This is a genomic window from Undibacterium umbellatum (assembly GCF_014284125.1).
Classification (GTDB): domain Bacteria; phylum Pseudomonadota; class Gammaproteobacteria; order Burkholderiales; family Burkholderiaceae_D; genus Undibacterium; species Undibacterium umbellatum.
Genome location: NZ_JACOFX010000005.1, coordinates 133,408 through 156,428, shown reverse-complemented (window position 1 = coordinate 156,428; position 23,021 = coordinate 133,408). Strand labels below are relative to the sequence as shown.

The following is a 23,021-nucleotide window of genomic DNA, read 5'->3' as shown; positions in this document are numbered from 1 at the left end:
TCGTCCTTAACCCTTGACCGCGCCAGCGGCAATTCCGCGTACAAACCAGCGGCCTGATATGAAATAGATGGCGAGCGGCAGCAAGGCAGTCAATATGGTTGCTGCCATATTGACGTTGTACATTCTGGTGCCAGTCGTCGTGTTGATAACATTATTGAGTTGCGCCGTCATGGGCAAATGCTCACGCCCGGCAAATACCAGGCCGAGGATGTAGTCATTCCATACGCCTGTGACCTGCATGATGGCTGCCACCACTATCATGGGCAGGGACATAGGTAACATCAGTTGCACAAAGATACGGAAAAACCCGCCGCCGTCTATGCGTGCTGCATGAAACAATTCCTGCGGTATGCCCAGATAATAATTGCGGAACAACAAAGTCATGATGGGCATGCCAAAGATGACATGCACCATGACTATGCCGGGCAAGGTACTGAATATATTCAGAGTAGCCAGCACACGCACTAGCGGGAACATCATGACTTGTACGGGAATAAAAGCCCCTGCCAGCAAAATGCCAAAAAGGATTTGCGCACCACGCGGTCGCCAGAAAGTCAGCGCATAGCCATTCAAGGCGCCAAGGAAAATCGCCAGCACGGTGCTGGGCAAGGTAATCGCTACCGAATTCCAGAAACCGCCGCTGATACCTTCACAGGCCACACCTGTACAAGCGGTACTCCAGGCTTGCCGCCATGGTTCCATGGTGATGTCCGTGGGTAAGGCAAAGATATTCCCAAGGCGAATTTCATCCATGGACTTGAACGAAGTCACCAGCATGATATACAACGGCAATAAAAAGAATGCCGCAGCAGTTAGCAGGAAAGCATAAATGCCAATGCGAGCTGGTGTCCATGTGCGCCTTGCCTCTCGCTTCATACTTTCCCCTCGATGGTACGGGTACGGGCGCGCGCATAAGCATAGGGTATCAGCAAGGCCAGCACTGGCAAAAGCATCATGATGGCACCGGCAGATGCCAGCGCCAGATTGGCGCGCCCGAATAAATGGTCCATGATGAACTTGGCTGGTACTTCACTGGCTGTGCCAGGGCCACCCTGGGTCATGGCTTCGACTGCATCAAACAGTTTGACGACGGCAGTTGCCAGCAATAAAAAAACGGTGGCGAAATTTGGCGCCAGCATGGGGATGATGATGGACAGGTAAACCCGCCAGGCCGGTATGCCATCGATGCGGGCGGCTTTCCAGATATCTTCGTCGATGCCACGCAAACCTGCCAGCAACATGGCCATGACCAGGCCCGAGGCTTGCCAGACCGTGGCAATGACGACAGTGTAGATAACCATGTCCTGGTCGATGATCCAGTCAAACTGAAAGTCCTTGAAACCCAGTTGGCGTATGCCTTGCTGTATTCCTATGCCGGGTGTCAGCATCCATTGCCACACCAGGCCAGTGGCGACGAAGGACATGGCATAAGGGTACAGGAAGATAGTGCGCAAGACACCTTCACCGGTAACATTCTGGTCGATGAAAACTGCCAATAGAAAACCGATGACAACACAGGCAAGAATGAAAAGCACGCCATACATTGCCAGATTATTCAGCGACAACAACCAGCGCTCACTCTCAAACAGGCGCTCATACTGCGTCAGGCCGACGAAATTATTTATAGGTAAAGTGCGCGAGCTGCTCAGTGATATTTTCAATGTCCACAGCACTGTTGCCAGATAGCCGAATACCACAGTCAAACTCATGGGCAACAGGGCCGCATGAGGTATGAGCTTCAGATGCAGCTTGCCTTTGGATCTGGCGTAGCGAGAAGTAGCTTGCATGTGTGCGTATGTAGTTTGTCGTTGGTAGCTTATGCTCAATTTTTCAGTGCGGCGATGATATTCTTTTGCGCCTTTTCTACTGTCATATTGGTGTTCCAGTAAGCAGTCAGGACATCGGTCAAAGCACCGTTTTGATCAGGCGTCAGATAGATCTCACCTATGCCGGCATGGCGGCTTTTGTCCTTCATGATTTCCATCCCGGCCTTGGCGCATAGATTCATTTGTGTAGGATCAGCGTCATTCCGGACAGGAATGGAGCCTTTGAGTTTATTGAATTCCAGTTGCGGTCCAGGGGCGACCATGATGCTGGCCAGCAGTTTTTGCGCCTTGATGGTTTCCGCATTGCGGCTCTTGGGGAAGACAAATACGTCGCCCTGTATCAGGTAAGGCGCTTTTGGCCCCAGGCCTGGCATGCAACCATATTCACGGCCAGCAACTTGTTTGGCGGCGACAAATTCACCCATGACCCAGTCACCCATGATTTGCATGCCAGCCTTGCCATTGATGAGCAAGGCTGTACTGTCATTCCAGTTGCGCCCTGGTGATGCAGTATCGACATAGGAATGCAGACGCTTGAAGCTCAGCAGCACTTTACGAAAGGCTTCCGAGTTCATCGCTGCGGTGTCACGGTCACGTATCACGCTCAGATAGAGGTCTTTGCCGCCCACATTCGCCAGCATGGCCATGAAGACGATAGTTTCTTGCCATGCCTGGCCGCCATGCGCCAGCGGTATCAGACCGGCTGCCTTGAGCTTGTCTAGCGCAGCAAACATTTCATCCGGTGTCACGGGTTCCTTGTCTATGCCCGCTTTTTTGAAGGCTGACTTGGAATACCATATCCAGGTCGGCATATGAATGTTCACTGGCACGGCATAATAGTGGCCCTTGATCTTGAGCACATTGCGTATCGGCTCAGGCAAAGTCTTGTCCCAGTTTTCTCTGGCGGCGATCTCATCGACATTGTTCAACATGTCTTGCTCGACCACGTCCTGAAATTGTCTGGAAATATTGAACTGCGCCGCCGTCGGCGGATTGCCGCCCACCATGCGGTTGATAGCGACAGAGCGGGCCTGGTCGCCGCCAGCGATGGCAGTATCAGCCCAAGTGCCGCCTGCGGCGCGATAGGCATCAGCAAACTTGGCGACGGCGGCTGATTCACCGCCGGAAGTCCACCAGTGCATGACTTCCGTCTTTTGTCCGGCTGACTGCGCAGGCAGATGGACAGACGCAAGGCTGGCCAATACCATGGCCAGCGCCGGTTTATTCAGTTTACGCATTTTGTCTCCGTGTTGACGGTATCCAGACAGCAGTTCTTGGCCTGCTTTTTTCTGGTGGCTTTCCAGTGTTCTATTCTTGCTTGTGTTAATTTAACACAATTGGAAACGTTACCATAAATCCTGGCAAAATATAACACCCTGGGTTTTCAAGTGTCAACAAATTGTCGTCGAGAACAAACAATGCGGTATCCATACTGGCAATTTTTGTTGCTGGATAAATGTCGGTTTCAGCGTTGCAGCATTTTTTCACGTAATTGCGCAACGATGAGATCGACAAAACTTCTCACCTTGACATTCGCGTAACGCCCCTCTCTGTGTACCACATGCACTGGCAAGGGAGCGGTTTCATATGTCTGCATGACCCGACACAATTGTCCGTCATCAAAATACCCGCCCACCTGGTAAGAAAGAAGCCGGCTGATGCCCAGGCCAGCCAGGCTGCCTACTATGGCAGCATCGTTGCTGCTGACCGTCAGACGCGGCTTGACCTTGACAGCCATGTTCTGCCCGGCATGGGCAAAGCGCCATTCCACCATGGGGGTGACGCCAGTAGCGGCAATGATACTGTGCCTGCTTAATTCATCCGGATTGGCTGGCGTGCCATGTTGCTGCAGATAAACGGGTGAGGCGCACAGCACGCGGTGTATCTGCCCTACCCGTATGGCTTTCATGCTGGAATCTGGCAGCTCGCCTATGCGTACACCAACATCCACACCTTCTTCCAGCAAATTGACGACACGGTCGAGGAATAGCGCAGACACATCCATGGCTGGGTAGCGCTGTAAATATTCAACGATGCCGGGCATGACAAACATTTTGCCAAACATCACGGGAGCAGTGACAGTCAAATGCCCACGCGGTTCGGCATTGATGCCAGCCGTGGCCTCGTCAGCGGCCTCAACATCAGCAATGATGCGGCGCGCATCTTCCAGATAACGCTGCCCTGCTTCTGTGACCCTGACAAAACGGGTACTGCGATTGAGCAGCTTGACACTGAGCCTGGCTTCCAGCGCGGCGATGGCACGGGTGACAGCCGGTGGCGACATGGCCAATCGACGGGCAGCGGCAGCAAAGCCCTCTTCTTCAGCGACTGCCACAAAAACCGTCATCAGATGCAGCTTATCCATAGCACTCCAGCAATTATTCCGCAATTTACAATAATCAATTGTAAATGATGGCTATTCTTCAGACAAACGATATTGCGTAAATTGCTCCTTTACAAATTCGCACTCGTCACTTAAAGGATGAATAAATATGGATAAGTCAAAAGAAATTGCCCGCCCTCCCTTGCCTCCCTTTACACTTGAAACAGCAATGCAAAAAGTGCGCATGGCAGAAGATGGCTGGAATAGCCGCGACCCGGACAAGGTGGTGCTGGCCTATACCGTGGATACGGCCTGGCGTAACCGCCATGAATTCCCGCAAGGTCGTGAGCAAGTCAGGGAATTTTTGCAGCGTAAATGGGCGGCTGAACGCGAATACCGCCTGATCAAGGAATTATGGGCTTTTCGCGACAATCGCATTGCCGTGCGCTTCGCCTATGAGAGTTGCGATCATGACGGTAACTGGACACGTTCTTACGGTAATGAGAACTGGGAATTTGCTGATAATGGCTTAATGCACAGACGCATTGCCAGCATTAATGATCTGCGCATCAGCACAGATCAACGCCTGTTTCACTGGCCCCAGGGTAAGCGGCCAGATGATCACCCTGGACTCAGTGATCTGGGTTTATAAGCAAACCCGATATCCAGTCCGAACAGAGGGCGCAGGAAAGATACCCGACGTATGATTTCATAACTGAAGAAGCAAGTTGCTGCCGTCAGGGCAATTAACAAGATTCCTTCTGTGAGCGCAGGCAGCGCCAGCGGCTTCATGCTATGTGCCATGATGACGATATAAGTCTGATGCAGGATGTACACAGGAAACACAGCCTGCGTCAGATAGCGTCGCGCCGGGCTGTCGACATTCAGATACTCTTTTGCATAGCCACAGGCTGCAATAATCGCTGACCAGCCCATGCAAACCCATACGCAGCGCTGGAGCATGAGTAGCCATTTTGGTGCTTCGGGATAATCGATATTGAAATAAATGATCAGGAAGAGCCAGCCACATGCGGCTATCCTGAGGGCTAACCAGCGCATGGCAGCCAGCTCTTGCCAGAAGGTCGATGAATTCGCGACCAACGCACCAAACGTAAAGATAAACAAGTAACAGGCATGGTTATACCAATCGCCCGTCAGGCCATTATTGGGCGGGAAAGAACTGAGCAAGCCCATGCGTACCATCGCCAGATAAGCGGCAGGAAAAACCAGGATGCGCCAGCCCTTCATCTGTTTTTGCAAGCAGCTACGGGCGGCCTGGAACCAAGCTGGTTTATAAGCCAGCCAGAACCACAGCAACACACTATATACCCACAGGTAGGACACAAACCACAGATGGTTCCAGGTAGGCAGGTCCAGTACCTTGCCTTCGATCTTGAAACCACGGAAGCGATGCAGGTATAACTGCATGAATTCATTATAGCTGCCTGCATAGGCCAGTTTTTCCACGACTTCCAGATAAGCCTGTGGTGGCACCACGATGTACATGCCAAAGATCAATGGCAGCAAAAGACGCAGGCTGCGGCTGCGCAGGAATTTCCCGGTAGCGATTTTTTCCAGCATGAAGGCAGATGCCACACCAGAGATGAAGAACAACAGGCTCAGGCGCCAGGGACTGGTCAGCATCATTAGCGGTTGAATCGCACTACTTGCATGCGAACTTTTGACATGCCAGCCCCATTCGACATAGTACATGCCAACGTGATACAGGATCAGCAGGAAGAAGGCAATGATCCTGACCCAGTCAAGAAAGTATAGCCGCTGGGACGGCAAACCTGGCAATACGAGGCTTGAATTTGACATGGCTATTTTCTGGCGTTGATGAACACAGGTGTCATGCTAAGAGCATGATCAGATTCGTACCAGAAAAATGTGGCAGACTGGATGTGGGCAGGGGTAAAATGGAAAATTCGCACTCTCCAGATCTATCTGGCTAAGCCTTGTACCACTTCATCCCGGTGTTGACGGCTGCATGGCAGTCGTATGTCGTTCAGCAGTAGCAGCTCTGCATCGCCCTTTTGTGCCGGCACGACCTGGGTAATCTGGTCCAGCCTGACAATATGGCTGCGGTGGCACCGCACAAAGCCATTGCCCAGCCTTTCCTGCAAACCAGATAAGGTTTGCCTCATCATGTGCTGTTGTTGAGCGGTATGGATGACGACATAATTGTCCGCCGCTTCCAGCCGTATGATGTCGGTCAGTTTGATGACGGTGACACGGCCTTTTTCATTCAAGAGCAAATGCTGATCTGTCTGGATTTTTTTTGCGCCGCTCCTGCGTTCCTGAACTTTTTGGAGAGAGCGCAAGAACCTCGTTTCATCAAAGGGTTTAAGCAAATAATCTATCGCATTCGCATCAAATGCCTGCAGGGCAAACTGGTCATAGGCGGTGACAAAGATGATCATAGGCACAGGCGCTGTCAATTGACTGGCGACGGTAATACCATCCATCTCCGGCATCTGTATATCGAGAAAGACGAGATCTGGCTGCTGCTTGTGTATACACTCCAGCGCTTCCTTGCCATCCCGTGCTTCCGATACAACTGCGCCTGCCAAATGCTCGGCCACCAGGCGTCTGAGCTTGTCTCTGGCATAGGCTTCATCATCGACGATGAGGATTTTCATGTCGCTAAGCCCCCGACATCAAAGGCAAGCGCAGCTCGGTCATAACACCAGCAGGTACCAGGTTGCTCATCTGGAGGCTAGCTTTATCTTGATACAAAACTTGCAGCCGCTGTCGCAGATTACTGATGCCCAGGCCTGGGCCTTGATCACTCTCATGCAAATGCCCGACATCATCCGCAATGCGTATGATGACTTGCCCTTCCTCCCTATATGCACTGATCTTTAGCTTAGTAAGCTGGCTACGTTTTTCCACGGTATGCTTGAAACTGTTTTCGAGTATGGTCTGCAGGCTCATCACGGGTACTTTACTGGCCAGCACTTCGTCAGCAATGTCCCAGTGGATTTCAACCCTGTCGACAAAGCGCAGGCTCATCAACTTCGCATAGGCTTGCAGCAGATTCAGCTCATCTGCGAGGCTGGTTTCGCTGTGCTGGCCCAAGTCCATACTGGCGCGCAAGAGTGAGGCGATCTGGCTTAGTGCAGTGTCAGCCAGTTTGACATCGCTATACATCAGCGATGAAATGGTATTGAGTACATTGAACAGGAAATGCGGCTGCATCTGTTGTGTCAACCTGTGCAATTGCGCCTCGCGCAACAGAGCCTGGGATTTTTCTGTTTTTTCTTTTTCTTCCATCAAAGAGGCATAAGCTTGCAGGCCAAATATGACGACATAGAACATGCCAAAAAACAGGAATATCTTGCTGCATTCATAAAAATAAACCTTGAGCCAGCCATCATGTTGGTAGCTGAGTCCCAGCAAGGCATATACCGAGTGGCGCAGGCTATATACCAGCACAACAAATAATGTGCTGAACAAAGGCAGAGACCGTATTTGTTGCCAGAACCATTTGGCTGGCGTCTGCAGCAAACGCCTGTCAGTCAGTTTTCGCTTTTGTAGCAAGAGCAGGAATGTGCCAACGAGAGCAGAAGAGCTTTCCCAGAATATGGGTTCCCAGATATGCTTGCCGCCACCTTTTATGTGGTCTTGCACGGCGACTGTCACCATCAGTAGCCAGAATAAAAGCCAGCCTGCCAAAGCGGGAGTTTTGATCTTGCTCCAGTAAGCTTGTTCGCTCATCATTGCGCCACAAGATTGCTGGTGCCCAGCCATTTGCCGCTCGCGCTCAAATCCCGGGTCAGTTCCAGCACCAGTTTTTCCACTGCCATGGCAGCATTCGTCAAAGGGATATTTTTTGATGCGCAGAGTGTCACAGTGCGTGATAGTTGTACATCGCTGATGGGGCAGGCGCGCATTTCGCCACGTTCAATTTCTGCCAGCATGGGAGAGACAGGTAAGATGGTTGCGCCCATATCAGCCAGCAGTGCAGACTTTAGAATTGCGATCGAAGTGATGTCGATGACATTTTCTATGCGCATTCCCTGCTGCCGGACCACCTGCTCGATGCGCGGCCGCACACCATGTTGTATGCTGGGCAAAATCAGCGTAGCCTCCAAGGACTGCGCCAGGGTAATCGATTTACGTTTACAGGCGAATTGCGAATCCGTGCGCGTGATGTACATCATTTCTTCTTCCACCAGCGGCTTAGTGGTGAAGCCACCCAATTGACCATCATCAAACAGGATGGCGAGATTCAAACGACCTGAACGCAATTGCTCAGTCAGGTTGCCTGTCAATTCTTCTGTCAGTTGAAACACGATATCTGGGTATGCAGTACGTACTGCTTTCAAAAGGGGAAAAGCCAGCGCGCCTGAAGCACTTTGCGGTATGCCCAGCGCGACTGTGCCGCTGGGTTTATCGGTCGACTGCGCGACTGCCGACTTGGCATCGCTGACTTGCTTCAAAATCGCCAGCGCGTGCTCATAGAATATTCTACCGGCATCGGTAGCTTGCATGCCCTGAGCAGACCTGTGCAACAAAGTTGCGCCCAGTTCTTCTTCGAGTTGCTGCAATTGCTGGGTCAGGGCGGGCTGCACGATATGCAGCACCCGAGCAGCACGCGACAGCGAGCCGTGATCGACGATAGCAATAAAATAACGTAGCTGGCGCAGTTCCATTTTTTTATTCCACAGGCTTGATAGCCCGTCTTTCTATTGATGAAGACAGGATCAGGGAAGTCGAGGTCACACCGCAACGTGCCAGGCTGGTGATCACTCGCTCCAGCTCGCGCACCGAAGGTGCAACGACTTTGACGATCACGCAATCTTCTCCTGTAATGGCATGGCATTCAACTACTTCTGGTACTTGTTCGGCAATTTTCAATACCGGCGTATCGGTTGCACGGCTGGCAATACGGACAAAGGCAGTGATGCCATAACCCAGCGCTTCAGGGTTGACCCTGGCATGGTAACCAGTGATGACATTCGCCGCCTCCATGCGCTTGATCCTTTCAGTCACGGCAGGCTGGCTCAGATGTATGCGCCGACCTATCTCGGCCATGGTGACCCTGGCATCGGCCTGCAAAATCTCGAGGATTTTGCCATCCATCAGGTCCAATTCTATCTTCATGGGAAAAACCTGTTTTTTCGTTGAGATTAAAAGAAATGTACCTGATTTACCTTTGATTATCCATTTAAAATTCAATGTCACTAACATACACTGTTTACTTGAAATTAATTTTAGCCTCCCCAGTCATGCGCGATTTGCCACGTAAAGTCTTATTCTCCCTGCTCACCGTCTATATAGTCTGGGGCTCCACTTACTTTGCCATACAAGTGGCACTGAAGGCTTTCCCGCCTTTCATGATGATAGGTACACGCTTTCTAGTCGCAGGGGCTAGCCTGTATGCATGGCAAAAATGGCGCGGTGCAGCCAACCCGACTTTGCGTGAATGGCGCGATGGCGGGATTGTCGGCATCCTGATGCTGGGTGGCGGCACCGGTTTGACAGCAGTGGCACAACAATATGTCTCTTCTGGCCTCACTGCGGTTTTCATTGCGTGCTCGCCCATGATCTTGTCTGGCCTGTCCGGCCTGTTTGGTGACTGGCCCAAACGCCGTGAATGGGTCGGCATATTCTGCGGTTTTGCCGGAGCCATGCTGCTGGCATCAGACGGCCAGTTCTCGGCTCAACCTTTGGGCATACTGTTCTTGCTGGGGGCGATCCTGTGCTGGGACGTGGGTTCAATTTTGTCGCAAAAGAAACTCAAGATGGCAGCAGGCGGCATGGGTTTTGCCAGTGAAATGCTGGTAGGCGGCTTATTTCTGTTTATTGTCAGCCTGTTTAAGGGCGAGCAACTGACGGGTGAAGTCACCATAAATGCGGTGGCTGCCTGGGCTTATCTGGTAGTGGCAGGCTCCTTGCTGGCGTTCACGGCCTATATGTATTTGCTATCCAAAGTACCAGCTGGACTGGCCGCAAGTTATGCCTATGTTAATCCCGTTATTGCTGTTGCCCTGGGCGTGGCGTTTGGGGGTGAACATTTGTCCGTGCGCGAGATGCTTGCCATGAGCATCATCCTTGGCAGTGTGGTCGTATTGACGAGTGCGCATCAAAAGCCCAAGGAGCAGACTGCCAGTTAAAGATTGAAGGCAACTTGAAAAAGAAACAGCGGAACAGCAAAAGTCTGGGGACACTTGCTTTTCCTGCTTTAAAAGAATTCGGCAGTATCGTTGGACACTTCCGTATGCAAGTCCCCGCTGGTCACCAGTGCTTCATAAAAACAAGTGCGGTTACGTCCATTCGTCTTGGCAAAATACAGGGCCTGATCGGCCCGGCCAACGATGGCAACGGCTGGTTCAAACGGGTCTATGCGGGCATAGCCTATGCTGATGGTCACCGTCCCCACCTGCGGGAAATGGTGCTGCTCCACATTCTGACGAAACCGCTCAAAAATGCTATGGGCATCTTCTTGCGAAGTAGAGCGCAGCAAAATCACAAACTCTTCTCCACCGAAACGGAATAAGCGGTCTGAAGGCCGGAAAGAACTACGCAAAAGATTGGCAATGAGGATCAGGACCTCATCACCATATAAGTGGCCAAACTGGTCATTCACTCGCTTGAAGTGATCAATATCCAGTACGGCAAGCCAGTGCTGACGTTCAGGTTCATGGCTGCGGCGCTCTTCTTCTTCACGCTCGGCTTCGGTGCTGGCGCGCTGCTGCAAAGCGCTGCTACGCAGCACTTTAGAAAAATTGTCATCAAAAGTCTTGCGATTAAGCAAACCTGTCAGTGAATCGCGCTCACTATAGTCAAGCAGGTTCTGGAAGTTGCGGTAGACAATCAGCATGCCGCTGACGACTTCCATGGTCGTCGTCGTGTAATTGGCGGGCTTGTAGATTTCCAGACAGGTGTGCAGCTTTTCATTGATCCAGATGGGCAACCAGATAATCTTGCCGCCCTCAATGGAATGTTCAATGACTTGCTGCTGCAATGCAATACCCTCTTTCAACTGAGGGAAGAGTTCTATGGAGTCACTTGATGAGGGGGCAGTCTGGGTCTCATCGGTAATTGCGACATTCCCATCTTGTATGCAGATATGTGGCTTAATAAAGACTTGCTGACCAACAGAAACTACATCGAGTACCCGCGCCGACTCTGCGTTGGTCAATTGACGCAGCGCAGTAATCACTGAAATATTCAGTAAATCGTGATCGCGATGCCCGGTAATTTCTACCAGGTGTTTAATGATTGATTCCATGCCCCGTATTCCTGCATCTTCCTGCCGATTCCAGCCGATCCCTGCATCATTACCAATACGAACTCGCCAGCAATAAACAACACGGCACTTGACTCAAGTGCGCAAATTACCCTTATGCAATAGTATAACAAACAGGGCTGGCTTTACCTGATATTCTGCAAACAATTCCAGTACGGCCATGTTTTAGGTAAAAAGTCCTAAATATTCAGACAAAAACTTTTGTAAATAACGACAAGCTTTCTGTCCTGCGCAGAACTAAAGTAATATAAACAGAGCTTAAGCAAAATTGTCCCAGCAAGGCGTAGCGACGAAGACAGTACTTTAGTACGGCGACGAGCTGCAACGCAGTTGGGGGGGTTTTGCGTAAGCCCAAATAACAAGAGATTATTTCAACCGTTTTTTTATTGGCAGGATGAAACCATGTGCAAACCACAAGTGAAGTTATCCACCCCAGCCATGATGGCGATACTGATGCCTGCAATGATGGTTAGCAGTGCGGCATATGCCGGGTCTGTCGTCCAGGTTACGGACAGCAGTGGTCAGCCAGTTCTGGATGCGGTGGTCTATGCAGAACTAGCCAGCGTGCCACAGCCTGCCAAAATGGCCAATGCCGAGATACAGCAAAAAGACAAGAAGTTCATGCCCTTTGTCACGGTGGTGCAAACTGGCACCTCGGTCTCATTCCCCAACAATGACACTGTCAGGCATCACGCATATTCATTTTCACCAGCCAAGCCCTTTGAATTGAAGCTGTACTCTGGCAAACCTGCTGCCCCTATCGTCTTTGACAAAGCGGGAACGGTAGTTGTTGGCTGTAACATCCACGACCAGATGGTGGCCTATATTCATATCGTGGACACCCCTTACTTTGCCAAGACCGATGCCGCCGGTACGGCCCGCCTGCCCAATATGCCCGCCGGCAAATATGTCCTGAAGACCTGGCATCCGAAACAGCCTACGACCGCCAGCGTGCAGGAGCAAAGTCTGCAAATGGATAGCAACAATCCTGCTGTCACAGTCAAACTGAATTACAAGGCTGTATAAGATTACTTTTCCATGCACATTTTGAGGAAAGTTCATGCGTTTGCATAGTTTGGAAAGCCGTGTCGTTACCCTCTTCATAGGCTTGCTATTGACGGTACAACTAGCAGCTTATTTTGCCATTGGCAATGCCATCGACAGAAATGCACGCGATGCCGTTGAAGACAGGTTGATAATCAATGAGAAATTCCTGCTACGCCTGCTTGATCAAAATGCACAAAACCTTATACAGGGTGCCATTGTCCTGGCTAAGGAATATGCCTTTCGCGAAGCCATAGGCACGCATGATACTGAAACCATCGTTTCCACATTATCCAACCACGGCAATCGCATAGGTTCAGACCTGACCATGCTGGTTGGCCTGGACAGGAAAATCACGGCATTCTCGAACACCAGCAAAAACAACCGCACTGGCAATGGTAACGGTGTGAATAATGAATTGAGCAACAGCCTGCAACAATCAGTCGCCACGCTGATACAGACTGCAGAAAAGTCCGGCAGTGCTGCCAGGACTGCTATTGTCGATGGCAAGCCCTATCAAATGGTCGTTGTACCTATTGAAGCTCCAGTCACGATCAGTTGGGTGGTCATGGCTATTCCCATAGGCAAAGCCCTGGTGAGTGATATGCATGCATTGTCACGTATGCAAATCACTTTGCTGACCTCGGAAAAACAAGGGCGCTGGGCAGCGAATGTCTCCAGCATGAGCGACGAAAATGCCAGCAAACTGGCGCAACAATTGCCCAGTGCTGAAAAACAGGTCAGTTATCTGCCCGCCTTACAAATCGATGATGATCAATACAGCGCCCGCATACTCAAACTGGCACAAAATGAAGACTTCAGCACCATCGCCGTGCTGCAATTATCCATCAGCGAGGCAGTTGCGCCCTTTAAGGAATTACAACGCAACATCCTGATACTAACCGTCCTGGGTGCTGTGGTTGCCAGCATTATTAGTGCCATCACGGCACGCCGCATTACCGGGCCAGTACGTCAGCTCGCAGAAACTGCACGCAGCCTGGGTGCCGGTGACTACACGGCCACCATCAACGTCAAACAAAAAGATGAAATTGGCGATCTGGCGCGCACCTTCATGACTATGCGCGATGGTATTGCCCAGCGTGAGAAGGAAATCAGCCGGCTGGCTTACTGGGATACCCTGACCAATTTACCTAACCGTGCCCTGTTCACCGACATGCTGGAAGAAGCCATTGCCAGTGCACGCTCCCATGAAAAGTCCTGCTATGTGCTGATGATGGATCTGGATCGTTTTAAACATGTCAACGACGTCATGGGGCACCGTTTTGGCGATATCCTGCTGAACCAGGTTGCCATACGCCTGTCTGCGGAACTCGGCGCCGGCGGCACTAAACCAGCCCGCCTTGGTGGCGATGAATTTGCCATACTCCTGCCGCACAGCACAAAAGAAGATGCGCTGGATCTGGCGAACCGCATCTTGCGCTCGCTGGAAAAACCTATTTCCATAGAAGACCAGACTGTCGATCTGGGCGCAGGCATAGGGATCGCTGGCTTCCCAGAACATGCCAGCGATGCCCAGACCTTGCTGAGCCGTGTCGAAGTCGCCATGTATGCCGCAAAACTCGGCAATAGTGGCGCCATCGTTTATTCGCCGGATATCGATAAATCCAGCCAGCAGAGTCTGTCTCTGCTGAGCGAGTTGCGGGCGGCGCTGGAGCAGCAAGCCTTCCGCCTGTATGTACAACCCAAGGTCGACCTGATCCATGGCCAGGTGGTTGCGGTTGAAGCACTGGTACGCTGGATACATCCTGAGCGTGGCTTTATCTTTCCCGATCAATTCATTCCCTTTGCCGAGCAAACCGGCTTCATACGGCAACTCACCCACTGGGTCATGAATGAAGCAGCACGAGTATGCCGTGTCTGGCAAGAGCAAGGTATCAACTTGAAAATCTCGGTCAATATTTCTACCCGCGATTTGCTGGATCAGGACTTGCCAGCCAAATTTGCCCAGATATTGCACACCAATGAAGTTGAAGCAGCCTCGTTTTGCCTGGAAATCACTGAAAGTGCCATCATGGATGACCCGATCAGGGCTTTTCAGACCCTGGACAAATTACATGCCATGGGGCTGGAGTTATCGATCGATGATTTTGGTACCGGCTATTCGTCGCTGGCCTATCTGAAACGCCTGCCCGTCCATGAATTGAAAATCGACAAATCTTTCGTGCTGAAAATGGAAAAGGATATAGACGACACCAAGATCGTCAAGTCCACTATCGACCTGGGCCACAACATGGGCTTGCGGGTGGTTGCTGAAGGAGTGGAAAACATCGAAGTCATGCACTTGCTAAAAGAACTGAGCTGCGACCAGGCCCAGGGTTATTACATCAGCAAACCCATGCCCTCAGCTGACTTACCCGCCTGGCTGTGTAAATGGCAAGATCAGCATGCGCAATCTCAGAAAGCCTGATCAGGCCAGGTGAACGAACTGACCTGATTTGCGGTCACGCTTGCGGTTGTACATGCGACTATCGGCAATCTTGATCAGGCGCACATAGTCACAGCCATCTTCCGGAAAACTGGCCCAGCCTATCGACACCCCGACACTGACCACGATATCGTCAAGCGAAATGGGTTGCTCAACAATATTGCAGATTTTTTCCACCATATTATTGATGTCTATGGAGTTCTTTGTGTCTTTCAGCAGCAAGACAAATTCATCACCGCCATAGCGTGCCACTTCATCGGTATCGCGTATGGCAGAGCGCAGGCGAGCGGCAATAATCACCAGTGCCTTGTCACCAGCATCGTGGCCGTGATTATCATTGATGTACTTGAATCGGTCCAGATCGATAAACAACAAGCTGAAGCCTTCACTGGCGCCTGGGTTTTCCAATGCCTGTTTTTGCAGGTAGTTAATCTGAGTGAACAAGGATTCACGATTTGCCACCTGGGTCAGCTTGTCATAGCGCAGCTTGTTCTCCATCTCGATAAAAGTTTGGGCCAGCATGCCTATTTCGTCAGTGCGGCAGATTTGCAGACTAGGCATGGGTTCGCCATTGCCAAATTTTTCTGCCGCTGAAGTCAGCTTGCGGATGTCGCGTATAACGCGCTCGACAATGGTCAAGCCTATGGTCAATGCAAAGATGATGCAAGCCAGGGCAACCACCATACTTTGCATGAAACCCTGGTTGATACTGCTCATGAAGTCAGCACGCGGCACCGCTACCACAGTCAGCCAGTTCAAGCCCTGCTTATTGCCTAGCGGTGAAATTGCCACATCGATGGTGCCACTGCTGAGTTCTATGGACTGGGTCTGGGTAGCTGGCAATTTCAGATTCCCCACCTTTTGGAAGGTTTCGCTGATCAGGGGAGTCTTCATGTCGATAGCACGCATGCGCTCGGGCGTGCCATTGACGGTGCGTTCTGGCAGCTCCTGGCCAGAAGTGGCGACGATATAGCCATCAGCATCGACAATGTAGGCGACACTGTTTTTACTGATTTCCAGCTTACGCAGGAAATTCGATAATTCCTTGAGTGTCAAATCTGTCGCCATGACACCGGCAAATTCATGGTTCTTTTGATAGACTGACTTGGCCAGGGTGATGGTCGGATAGTGGAAAGAGAAATTATTATAGATTTTTGACCAAACCGGCTTCTCTGAGTTTTGCGCCGTCTTGTACCATGGCCGCAATCGAGGATCAAAATCATCGCTGCGCAAGATATTCGAACGGTCACCCACATGACTGACACGAAATACCGTGCGCTTGTCACTATCAGGCTCACGCCAGAATAGCTGCACGGTTTCTCTGGAAACCCTGTAGACACCGACAAAACGCCCATCGCTACCACCGAAATAGACATAATTATTGACATCCATGAACAAACCACTGGCAGCCCAGAATTTCTCTTCCAGGGCTTTCATGTCAGCAGAAAAGCTCTGCACCTTGGGCAAATTGATGGAGCTGGGAGCCACGGATTCCAGTGCTATCAAGGCCCCATCCAGATGTTTTTCAGTCGCATGGTTGATGCGGTTGACCATGTCCACCAGGATACGCTGGGTCAGGGTATAGACGGCGTCCGTCCCGGCCTTCATGGAGACCCAACCTATAGCGGCAGATACACCGATCACCAGCACTGTAATCGGTATCACCAATTCTCGACGCAAAGACGAACGACTCATACTTGGGCTCAAAAAAAACAATCGGTAATTATCTCTTGCTGACTCCAGTCTCTTCCGACTGACCGCCTACAGCTGTTGCGCTTGAAATTGGTCAGGAATTATTCCCGGAAGAAAAATCAGGGGCTTAAGTATATACCGTTAAAAATTGTTAAAACCAACTTATGCAGCAACACAGAAATTAAATCTTGCGTATTGTGGTAAAGGGACGCATACGCCAAAGCAAGATACTAAGTTCAACTTAGCTTTTCATCCATTTCTTTTATAACTTGAATCGTTTAGCCTTAAGAAAATTTCTTTTGAGCAAACAACACATTATGGACTTATACGTCACCGAAAGCGAAGTCAGGCAGCTTGAGCAGCGACTCACTGGTCAGGTGACACAGGAGCAACTGCATGAAGCGCTGACGCTGGCGTGGCATCTACGACAGCGTGATAGCGGTCGTGCCTTGGTGCTTTGTGAAGATATCAGCAAATTGCTGAACACTTCAAGCCGGAGTGACACTGACAAAGCACTAATTTATCTGCGCATGCAATTGATAAGGGCGGAAGAAAAATGGTTGCATGCCGACCTTGATGGTGCTGCCGCCATAGTCCAGGCCATACTCAGGCATCCGGATGTCCACCTTGACCGCGCCAGTCTGAGTGATGCCCACCGCATGCTGGGCTTTATATTTTCTGACCAGGGCAAGCACGTTGAGTGCGACATAGAGATGGCTATCTCCATCGATGAAGCCAGCAAGGCCGACGACATGCTGCGCAAGCAAAGCACCGCTGCTGCGTTGGCCAGAGTTGCCGTCTTGCGTGATGACAAGCTGGCAAAATCTTACTTCGACCGCCATTTTGATTCCAGGAATACTCCGAAGGATATTCATCCTGGACTGGCAGCACTGATGAATGATTTTCTTGGCTTGCATGCGGGCTTGAACGGGCATCTGGAAGAATCTGGTGCTTTTCTGAACAAAGCTTTCGAACTATGCCTGGACTCTGGCCAAATACGCCGGGCTATCCTGACCGCCGCCAATATTGGTTATAACTATAGCATCGCAAACGACTTTGAATCTGCACTGGAATGGTTGCAGAAAGCCTTGAAGCTGGCGAAACCTACAGGCTGGTCGCCCAGCATAGGAAATTGCCTGATGCAAATTGGAGACACTTTGCGCAAAATGGGTTCTCTGGATGCAGCAGAACATATGCTGCATGAAGCTCTGGAGCAATTGGCCAAACTCACCAATTCGCGCAATTATGCCTTGACCATCAGCGTACTGGCTGATGTGGCACTGGACAGGCGTGACTATCACCTGGCCCTGAATTTGTTCACCCAACTCAGCATGCTGCCAGGCGCACAAGAACAGGCTGACTTGCAGGAAACCGCCATTCGCGGCCAAGCCAGGGCCCAGGCCAAACTCAAGTCCCCCCTACGCGAGACTGCCAATAATAAGTCTGCAGCACTTGCTGCAAAGCGCTAATTCCACTTGTGCAAGCCGTGTCCAGCTTGTATAAATAACTCTTGCGCAGGTTTTCTGCCAGCAAGATGCTGGTCAATCAATATCAGCCGTAACGATCTCCCATGCAGCCCTTATTACAACGACTCATTTCCAGCCTGGCTCTGCTCAGTTTGCTAGCAGCCAACCAGGCCAGTGCTCAACACTTGCCCATGCCAGACAAGGGCAGACTGCTGGCAACTGCTGGAGTCACACAACTGGAGGGTGCCGGCGGCGGCGGGCTGACACCCTGGGCAACGATCACCGGCTACGGCAGTGAAGACAGCTATGGCGTGAATGCCCATATCACCCAGGTTGCTACCCAGGATTACCGCTTGCAAACCACCGGTGTCGCCTTAGGCATCGCTGACAAACTGGAATTTTCGTTAGCAAAGCAGAAATTTACCGGCAATCTGGCACCACTGGATCAGTTGGAATTGCAACAGGATATCGTCGGTATCAAACTCAAAATTGCCGGTGACCTGGTCACTGACCAGGATAGCTGGCAACCCCAAGTCGCCATCGGTGCCATGTATAAACGTAATCACGCAGTCCAGGGCCTGGAAGCTCTGGGAATCACCAACGTCAAACAACTTGGCGCTGTGGATGATAGCGGCGTGGATTACTACCTGTCTGCCACCAAGCTGCTACTGGAACATAGCCTGCTTGTGAATGGTACTTTGCGCCTGAGTAAAGCAAACCAGATGGGCTTGCTGGGTTTTGGTGGCGACAAGCGCAAAGGCTACCAGCTCTTGCCTGAGGTTTCGCTTGGCTATCTGATCAACCGCAAGCTGGTTGCTGGCGTGGAATATCGCAGCAAGCCACAAAATCTTGCAGTCGATAACGAAAAAGCGTATTACGATGCTTTCCTGGCCTGGTTCCCCAGCAAGTCAGTTTCACTGACCCTGGCCTATGCGCATCTGGGTGACATCACAGTCTTCAATCCGAAAAACCAGCGCGGCTGGTATCTGTCGCTACAAATTGGCCAGTGAGAAGATACGCATGAAAATACACACTTGCATTCTGGTGACTTTATTAACCTTCAATACTGCAGTTTATGCCCAATCCGGTCCAGCCAGTTTGTTTCAGGATTTGGGAAGTGAAGCTGGTATCAGCCAGATAGTCGATGAAAGTCTGCTCATCATCCTGCAGGATGAGCGTATCAAAGCCTCGTTCAAGGAGACCAATATCCCCAGACTGGCACAGTTACTGAAAGAGCAATTTTGTGTCATCAGTGCCGGCCCCTGCAAATACACGGGCGACGATATGAAAACCGTGCATCAGGGCCTGGGCATCAATGCCGCGCAATTTTATGCAATGGCTGAAGATGTGCAAATCGCCATGGATAAACTGGCGATCCCCCCTGCCACCCAGAATCGCCTGATGGCGAAACTGGCACCGATGAAACGCGATATCGTTATGCCCCAAACCCGGCCCTGAGATTTTTTCCTATTTCTTGCATCAAATCTGAATCTGATTTTCAGTAGCCCACGTACAAAAAGCAGGTGCACGGTTTTCCGTGCGACATTGCCGCTTAAACAAGAGGAGATATGATGCAAATGAAGAACAAGATCCTTACCCTGACACTGCTGGGGATTAGCACTACCTGTATGCACGTCGCTCAGGCTCAGGATATGTTGAAACCCGACATGGGGAAACTTACCGCCACTGGCGGAGTCAGCCAGCTTGAAGGTGCCGGCGGTGGCGGTTTGACCCCATGGGCACTCATTACAGGCTACGGTACGCGCGACAGCTATGGTGCCAACGCTCATTACACCCAGGTCAATACTCAGGATTACAGTCTAAGGGCCTATGGTGTGGCAGTTGGTATCGCTGACCTGGTAGAGTTGTCACTGGCCAGCCAGGAATTTACAGGTTCACTCGCGCCCCTGAATGCCTTGAATATCAAACAGGATATTTTTGGTGTCAAAGTCAAAGTCGCTGGTGACGCCGTGTACGACCAAGGTAGCTGGATGCCACAAATTGCTGTCGGTGCTATGTACAAGCGCAATAAAGGCATAGGCGGTCTGGGCGCCCTGGGTGTGACGAATGTCAAACAACTGGGTGCCAAGGACGACAGCGGCGTTGACTACTATGTCTCAGCAACCAAAATCCTGCTGGAGCAAAGTCTGCTGCTGAACGGTACCTTGCGCATGACCAAAGCCAACCAGATGGGCATACTGGGCTTTGGTGGCGACAAGAAGGATAGCTATAAACCCATGCTGGAAACCTCGGTCGCTTATCTGCTGAACCGCAAACTGGCCATCGGTGCGGAATATCGCATGAAACCGCGCAATCTCAGCGTCGACAATGAAAAAGACTACTACGACGTCTTTGTCGCCTGGTTCCCGAGCAAGAATCTGTCTGTCACGGCTGCCTATGCAACCCTGGGCGATATCACTATCTTCAATCCAAAAAATCAGCGTGGCTGGTATTTGTCCCTGCAAGCCGGATTCTGAGCCTCCATAGACAGCTACAAATTATAGAAAGATCACGTCATGAACACTATGCTTTCCCGTATCAGCAAAATCACTGTCAGCCTCTTCTTGCTTGCCAGCTTGTCTGCCCATGCACAAAGTGGTAACGACGCACTGTATCAGAGCCTGGGAGGTAAAACCGGTATCAGCACTTTCGTCAATTCTTTTATTACCATCGTGCTGGAAGATGCCCGTATCAACAAAGCATTCAAGGATACCGATACGGAAAGACTGGCCAGCTTGCTGACCGAACAATTCTGCGAACTCAGTGGAGGTCCTTGCAAATACAGTGGCCGCGACATGTATGAAGCGCACAAGGATATGCAGGTGACAAACGCTCATTTCAACGCCCTGGCGGAAGACTTGCAAATCGCCATGGAAAAGCATGATGTGCCATCATCAGTGCAAAACAAGCTGATTGCCAGGCTGGCACCTATGCAGCGGCCGATCGTCACCAAATGAATAATGTAACGACAGGAAAAATAATGAAACTATTATTTATGCAAAAGTTTCCTGCCCTATTCGCCCTGGCGATGACGCTGGCAGTAAGCTCGCCCATGCAGGCGCATGCAGCCAAACTGAATTTCCAGGCGGTCGATAAAAATGGCAATGCCATGAGTGATGTCGTCGTGTATGCAACACCGATAGGTATGCCCTTGCCACCCTCAGAAAAAACCGAAGCAACAATATCGCAAAACGATATGCAGTTTTCACCGTATGTGACGGCAATACACACAGGCTCGCAAGTCAAGTTTCCCAACTACGACAAGATGGAGCACCATGTGAAATCCTTCTCGGCAGCCAAGGAGTTTGAAATCAAGACCTATGAACGTGGCGTGGTTCCACCACCCGTCATCTTCGACAAGCCAGGCATCGTCATCGTCTACTGCCTCTTGCATAACTGGATGCGCGCTTATGTATTGGTGCTGGACACGCCTTATTTTGTCAAGACTGACCAGAGTGGTACAGCCATGCTGGATAAACTGCCGGAAGGTAATTACGAGGTCAAAGCCTGGCATCCCAATATGGGCAGTATCAAACCACCACTGAGCCAGACTGTCAAAGTTAGTGATCAGTCCGCACCAGTCAAGTGGCAATTTGATTTTGTGCCTGCGCCTAGAAAGTCAAAATAGGCTGATAACTATAGATGCAGTAATAAAAATGAAACCGGGCGCGAGTGCCCGGCTTCATTTTTTGCCGCTAAGTTTTGCTCAGACTCTCGAGCCATGTTGCAAATTCTTCATCCATGCTCGTGCCCCAGGACCTGACCAGGGATTGATAGCGCGGATAATCACCGCTACGGGTAAACACCAGCATCTGATCTATCTTTGGCCTGTGTTTTTCCATCATGAAACGTACCGCCAGATAACCCCAGCTATATATCCTGGCCGTGCCATTATTGTTTTCATAGCCGGTGTCGAATAACTGGCTCAATGCATAGGTCTTTTCAGTAGCAGCCTTGATAGCCGCCGGATTATCCTTTCCCTTGGAGACATACTCAGCGATGCCCTCGGTCCACCATACCAGGTAAGGCGTCAGCGGCGCAGGCTTGGCGCAGTTTTCTGGCGGCGCATGCGAGTCGTGCAGGTTGGCGCAAAAGTCGCCATACAGATTAAAGCGGCCATCGAGATAATGCACATATTCATGACCCAGATTGAGGATGCTACCATCTTTTTTCTGGTTGGCGACAAACTCTGCCTGGTTACCCAAACGCTCAGGGTAACCCTCCAGATACATGCCACCATTATCGGTCGGCATATCAAAATGCTGGGGCGCATATTTTTGATAGTCTTCTTTGGACTGATAAATATTTGCTCTCAGGCTGCTGTTGCCATCATCTCTGACTGGTTTGCCTGCAGTACCGAAGATGCCATGAAACTGCCGCTCCAGCGCCCCCAGCATCTGGCAAGACTTACTTTCATCTTCCGCTGTCAATGCCTGCGAACGCAGGCTTAGCGTTGGACTGCACTGGTGCACATGCGTCAACACTTTTTGTATTTGCTGGTCACGCTCACTGATCTTTTGTGATGGATTGGTACTGCAAGCTGTCAGTCCAGCTGCTGACATCACCATCAATGCCAGCGCGCCGCTATTTCTGATTTTCAACTCTGTCTCCTTTTTCATTTCTCTATTGCAAACAAGATTTATATCTTGATATCGGTTCGTTGTAAATATGTCGAAAATATTTTATTAATATACCTTAAATATATTTATATTGGTACATTTGAGTCCCGCCGGAATTTACATTCCTTATTTCCTGTATCGATTCCGGTGGCGAGCAGCAATACATGTCAGCAGCGAAAAGCACTACTGCACTAACGGTGCGGCGTGAAAAACTGCACATGGATTTGCCCAAGATAAAGAGAAGGCTGGCCTTGCCTGGCAATAGAAAAGCAAGAGCCAGACCCGGAAGATATCCATTTCAGCGCTGGCTTATGTGCCGAAATGGAGGTGGCTGTTCATTCGAGGGA

At 50.8% G+C, this 23,021-nt stretch carries 22 protein-coding genes; 10 read left to right on the top strand and 12 right to left on the bottom strand.

The window, feature by feature from the left end; genetic code table 11:
- Nucleotides 1-6: 6 nt before the first annotated feature.
- The 4 genes from H8L47_RS12425 to H8L47_RS12410 all read right to left on the bottom strand — a co-directional run bounded on the left by H8L47_RS12425 (nucleotide 7) and on the right by H8L47_RS12410 (nucleotide 4,191).
- Nucleotides 7-876, bottom strand: coding sequence for a carbohydrate ABC transporter permease (locus tag H8L47_RS12425; RefSeq protein WP_186953912.1), 870 nt, complete (start codon nucleotides 874-876; stop codon nucleotides 7-9).
- Complete coding sequence (locus H8L47_RS12420) at nucleotides 873-1,709, bottom strand: carbohydrate ABC transporter permease (RefSeq protein ID WP_230413724.1); 837 nt, start codon at nucleotides 1,707-1,709, stop codon at nucleotides 873-875. Before H8L47_RS12420 ends, H8L47_RS12425 begins: the two co-directional genes overlap by 4 nt.
- Before the next feature lie 113 nt (nucleotides 1,710-1,822).
- The gene (locus tag H8L47_RS12415; RefSeq protein ID WP_186953910.1) at nucleotides 1,823-3,064 is read right to left on the bottom strand and encodes an ABC transporter substrate-binding protein; all 1,242 of its coding nucleotides are present in this window, start codon (nucleotides 3,062-3,064) and stop codon (nucleotides 1,823-1,825) included.
- A gap of 227 nt (nucleotides 3,065-3,291) precedes the next feature.
- A complete protein-coding gene (locus H8L47_RS12410; RefSeq protein ID WP_186953909.1) occupies nucleotides 3,292-4,191 on the bottom strand; it encodes a LysR substrate-binding domain-containing protein in 900 nt (299 codons plus the stop codon).
- Between the two features lie 127 nt (nucleotides 4,192-4,318).
- Between H8L47_RS12410 and H8L47_RS12405 the strand changes: the two genes are divergently transcribed.
- Nucleotides 4,319-4,801 carry a nuclear transport factor 2 family protein gene (locus tag H8L47_RS12405; protein WP_186953908.1) on the top strand — a complete coding sequence of 161 codons (483 nt, stop codon included), beginning with the start codon at nucleotides 4,319-4,321 and terminating at the stop codon, nucleotides 4,799-4,801.
- Here the strand turns inward: H8L47_RS12405 and H8L47_RS12400 are convergent.
- The 5 genes from H8L47_RS12400 to H8L47_RS12380 all read right to left on the bottom strand — a co-directional run bounded on the left by H8L47_RS12400 (nucleotide 4,771) and on the right by H8L47_RS12380 (nucleotide 9,258).
- On the bottom strand, nucleotides 4,771-5,970 hold the full coding sequence (locus H8L47_RS12400; RefSeq protein WP_186953907.1) for an acyltransferase family protein: 1,200 nt from the start codon (nucleotides 5,968-5,970) through the stop codon (nucleotides 4,771-4,773). The two genes, H8L47_RS12405 and H8L47_RS12400, sit on opposite strands and share 31 nt — an antisense overlap.
- Before the next feature lie 122 nt (nucleotides 5,971-6,092).
- The gene (locus tag H8L47_RS12395) at nucleotides 6,093-6,791 is read right to left on the bottom strand and encodes a LytR/AlgR family response regulator transcription factor (RefSeq protein WP_186953906.1); all 699 of its coding nucleotides are present in this window, start codon (nucleotides 6,789-6,791) and stop codon (nucleotides 6,093-6,095) included.
- A 4-nt stretch (nucleotides 6,792-6,795) separates the two neighbouring features.
- Entirely contained in the window at nucleotides 6,796-7,872 is a 1,077-nt protein-coding gene (locus tag H8L47_RS12390) for a sensor histidine kinase (protein ID WP_230413706.1), read from the bottom strand.
- Nucleotides 7,869-8,807, bottom strand: coding sequence for a LysR substrate-binding domain-containing protein (locus H8L47_RS12385; RefSeq protein ID WP_186953905.1), 939 nt, complete (start codon nucleotides 8,805-8,807; stop codon nucleotides 7,869-7,871). Before H8L47_RS12385 ends, H8L47_RS12390 begins: the two co-directional genes overlap by 4 nt.
- Before the next feature lie 4 nt (nucleotides 8,808-8,811).
- Complete coding sequence (locus tag H8L47_RS12380) at nucleotides 8,812-9,258, bottom strand: Lrp/AsnC family transcriptional regulator (RefSeq protein WP_186953904.1); 447 nt, start codon at nucleotides 9,256-9,258, stop codon at nucleotides 8,812-8,814.
- Between the two features lie 98 nt (nucleotides 9,259-9,356).
- On the opposite strand from H8L47_RS12380, the gene yedA reads away from it, so the two are divergent.
- Nucleotides 9,357-10,271, top strand: a complete 915-nt coding sequence (gene yedA, locus H8L47_RS12375; protein ID WP_186953903.1) for a drug/metabolite exporter YedA — start codon at nucleotides 9,357-9,359, stop codon at nucleotides 10,269-10,271.
- 68 nt (nucleotides 10,272-10,339) lie between these two features.
- Here yedA and H8L47_RS12370 read toward each other — a convergent pair whose 3' ends face one another.
- Nucleotides 10,340-11,389, bottom strand: a complete 1,050-nt coding sequence (locus tag H8L47_RS12370; protein WP_186953902.1) for a GGDEF domain-containing protein — start codon at nucleotides 11,387-11,389, stop codon at nucleotides 10,340-10,342.
- Between the two features lie 420 nt (nucleotides 11,390-11,809).
- Here H8L47_RS12370 and H8L47_RS12365 point away from each other — a divergent pair, with 420 nt between their 5' ends.
- Both H8L47_RS12365 and H8L47_RS12360 read left to right on the top strand, forming a co-directional pair.
- Complete coding sequence (locus H8L47_RS12365) at nucleotides 11,810-12,433, top strand: methylamine utilization protein (protein WP_230413705.1); 624 nt, start codon at nucleotides 11,810-11,812, stop codon at nucleotides 12,431-12,433.
- 34 nt (nucleotides 12,434-12,467) lie between these two features.
- Entirely contained in the window at nucleotides 12,468-14,879 is a 2,412-nt protein-coding gene (locus tag H8L47_RS12360; RefSeq protein ID WP_186953901.1) for a bifunctional diguanylate cyclase/phosphodiesterase, read from the top strand.
- On the opposite strand, the gene H8L47_RS12355 is transcribed toward H8L47_RS12360, so the two are convergent.
- A complete protein-coding gene (locus H8L47_RS12355; RefSeq protein WP_186953900.1) occupies nucleotides 14,880-16,592 on the bottom strand; it encodes a diguanylate cyclase domain-containing protein in 1,713 nt (570 codons plus the stop codon). It lies immediately after the preceding gene.
- A gap of 314 nt (nucleotides 16,593-16,906) precedes the next feature.
- Between H8L47_RS12355 and H8L47_RS12350 the strand changes: the two genes are divergently transcribed.
- The 6 genes from H8L47_RS12350 (at nucleotide 16,907) to H8L47_RS12325 (ending at nucleotide 21,683) form a co-directional block, all read left to right on the top strand.
- A complete protein-coding gene (locus H8L47_RS12350; RefSeq protein WP_186953899.1) occupies nucleotides 16,907-18,058 on the top strand; it encodes a tetratricopeptide repeat protein in 1,152 nt (383 codons plus the stop codon).
- A gap of 101 nt (nucleotides 18,059-18,159) precedes the next feature.
- On the top strand, nucleotides 18,160-19,065 hold the full coding sequence (locus H8L47_RS12345; protein WP_186953898.1) for a DUF3034 family protein: 906 nt from the start codon (nucleotides 18,160-18,162) through the stop codon (nucleotides 19,063-19,065).
- A 10-nt stretch (nucleotides 19,066-19,075) separates the two neighbouring features.
- Nucleotides 19,076-19,513, top strand: coding sequence for a group I truncated hemoglobin (locus H8L47_RS12340; protein ID WP_186953897.1), 438 nt, complete (start codon nucleotides 19,076-19,078; stop codon nucleotides 19,511-19,513).
- A 170-nt stretch (nucleotides 19,514-19,683) separates the two neighbouring features.
- Nucleotides 19,684-20,532, top strand: coding sequence for a DUF3034 family protein (locus H8L47_RS12335; protein WP_230413723.1), 849 nt, complete (start codon nucleotides 19,684-19,686; stop codon nucleotides 20,530-20,532).
- Between the two features lie 39 nt (nucleotides 20,533-20,571).
- Nucleotides 20,572-21,012 carry a group I truncated hemoglobin gene (locus H8L47_RS12330; RefSeq protein ID WP_186953896.1) on the top strand — a complete coding sequence of 147 codons (441 nt, stop codon included), beginning with the start codon at nucleotides 20,572-20,574 and terminating at the stop codon, nucleotides 21,010-21,012.
- Nucleotides 21,013-21,035: 23 nt separating this feature from the next.
- Nucleotides 21,036-21,683, top strand: a complete 648-nt coding sequence (locus tag H8L47_RS12325) for a cupredoxin domain-containing protein (RefSeq protein WP_186953895.1) — start codon at nucleotides 21,036-21,038, stop codon at nucleotides 21,681-21,683.
- A 67-nt stretch (nucleotides 21,684-21,750) separates the two neighbouring features.
- Here H8L47_RS12325 and H8L47_RS12320 read toward each other — a convergent pair whose 3' ends face one another.
- On the bottom strand, nucleotides 21,751-22,656 hold the full coding sequence (locus H8L47_RS12320; protein ID WP_222616514.1) for a collagenase: 906 nt from the start codon (nucleotides 22,654-22,656) through the stop codon (nucleotides 21,751-21,753).
- Nucleotides 22,657-23,021 lie beyond the last annotated feature (365 nt).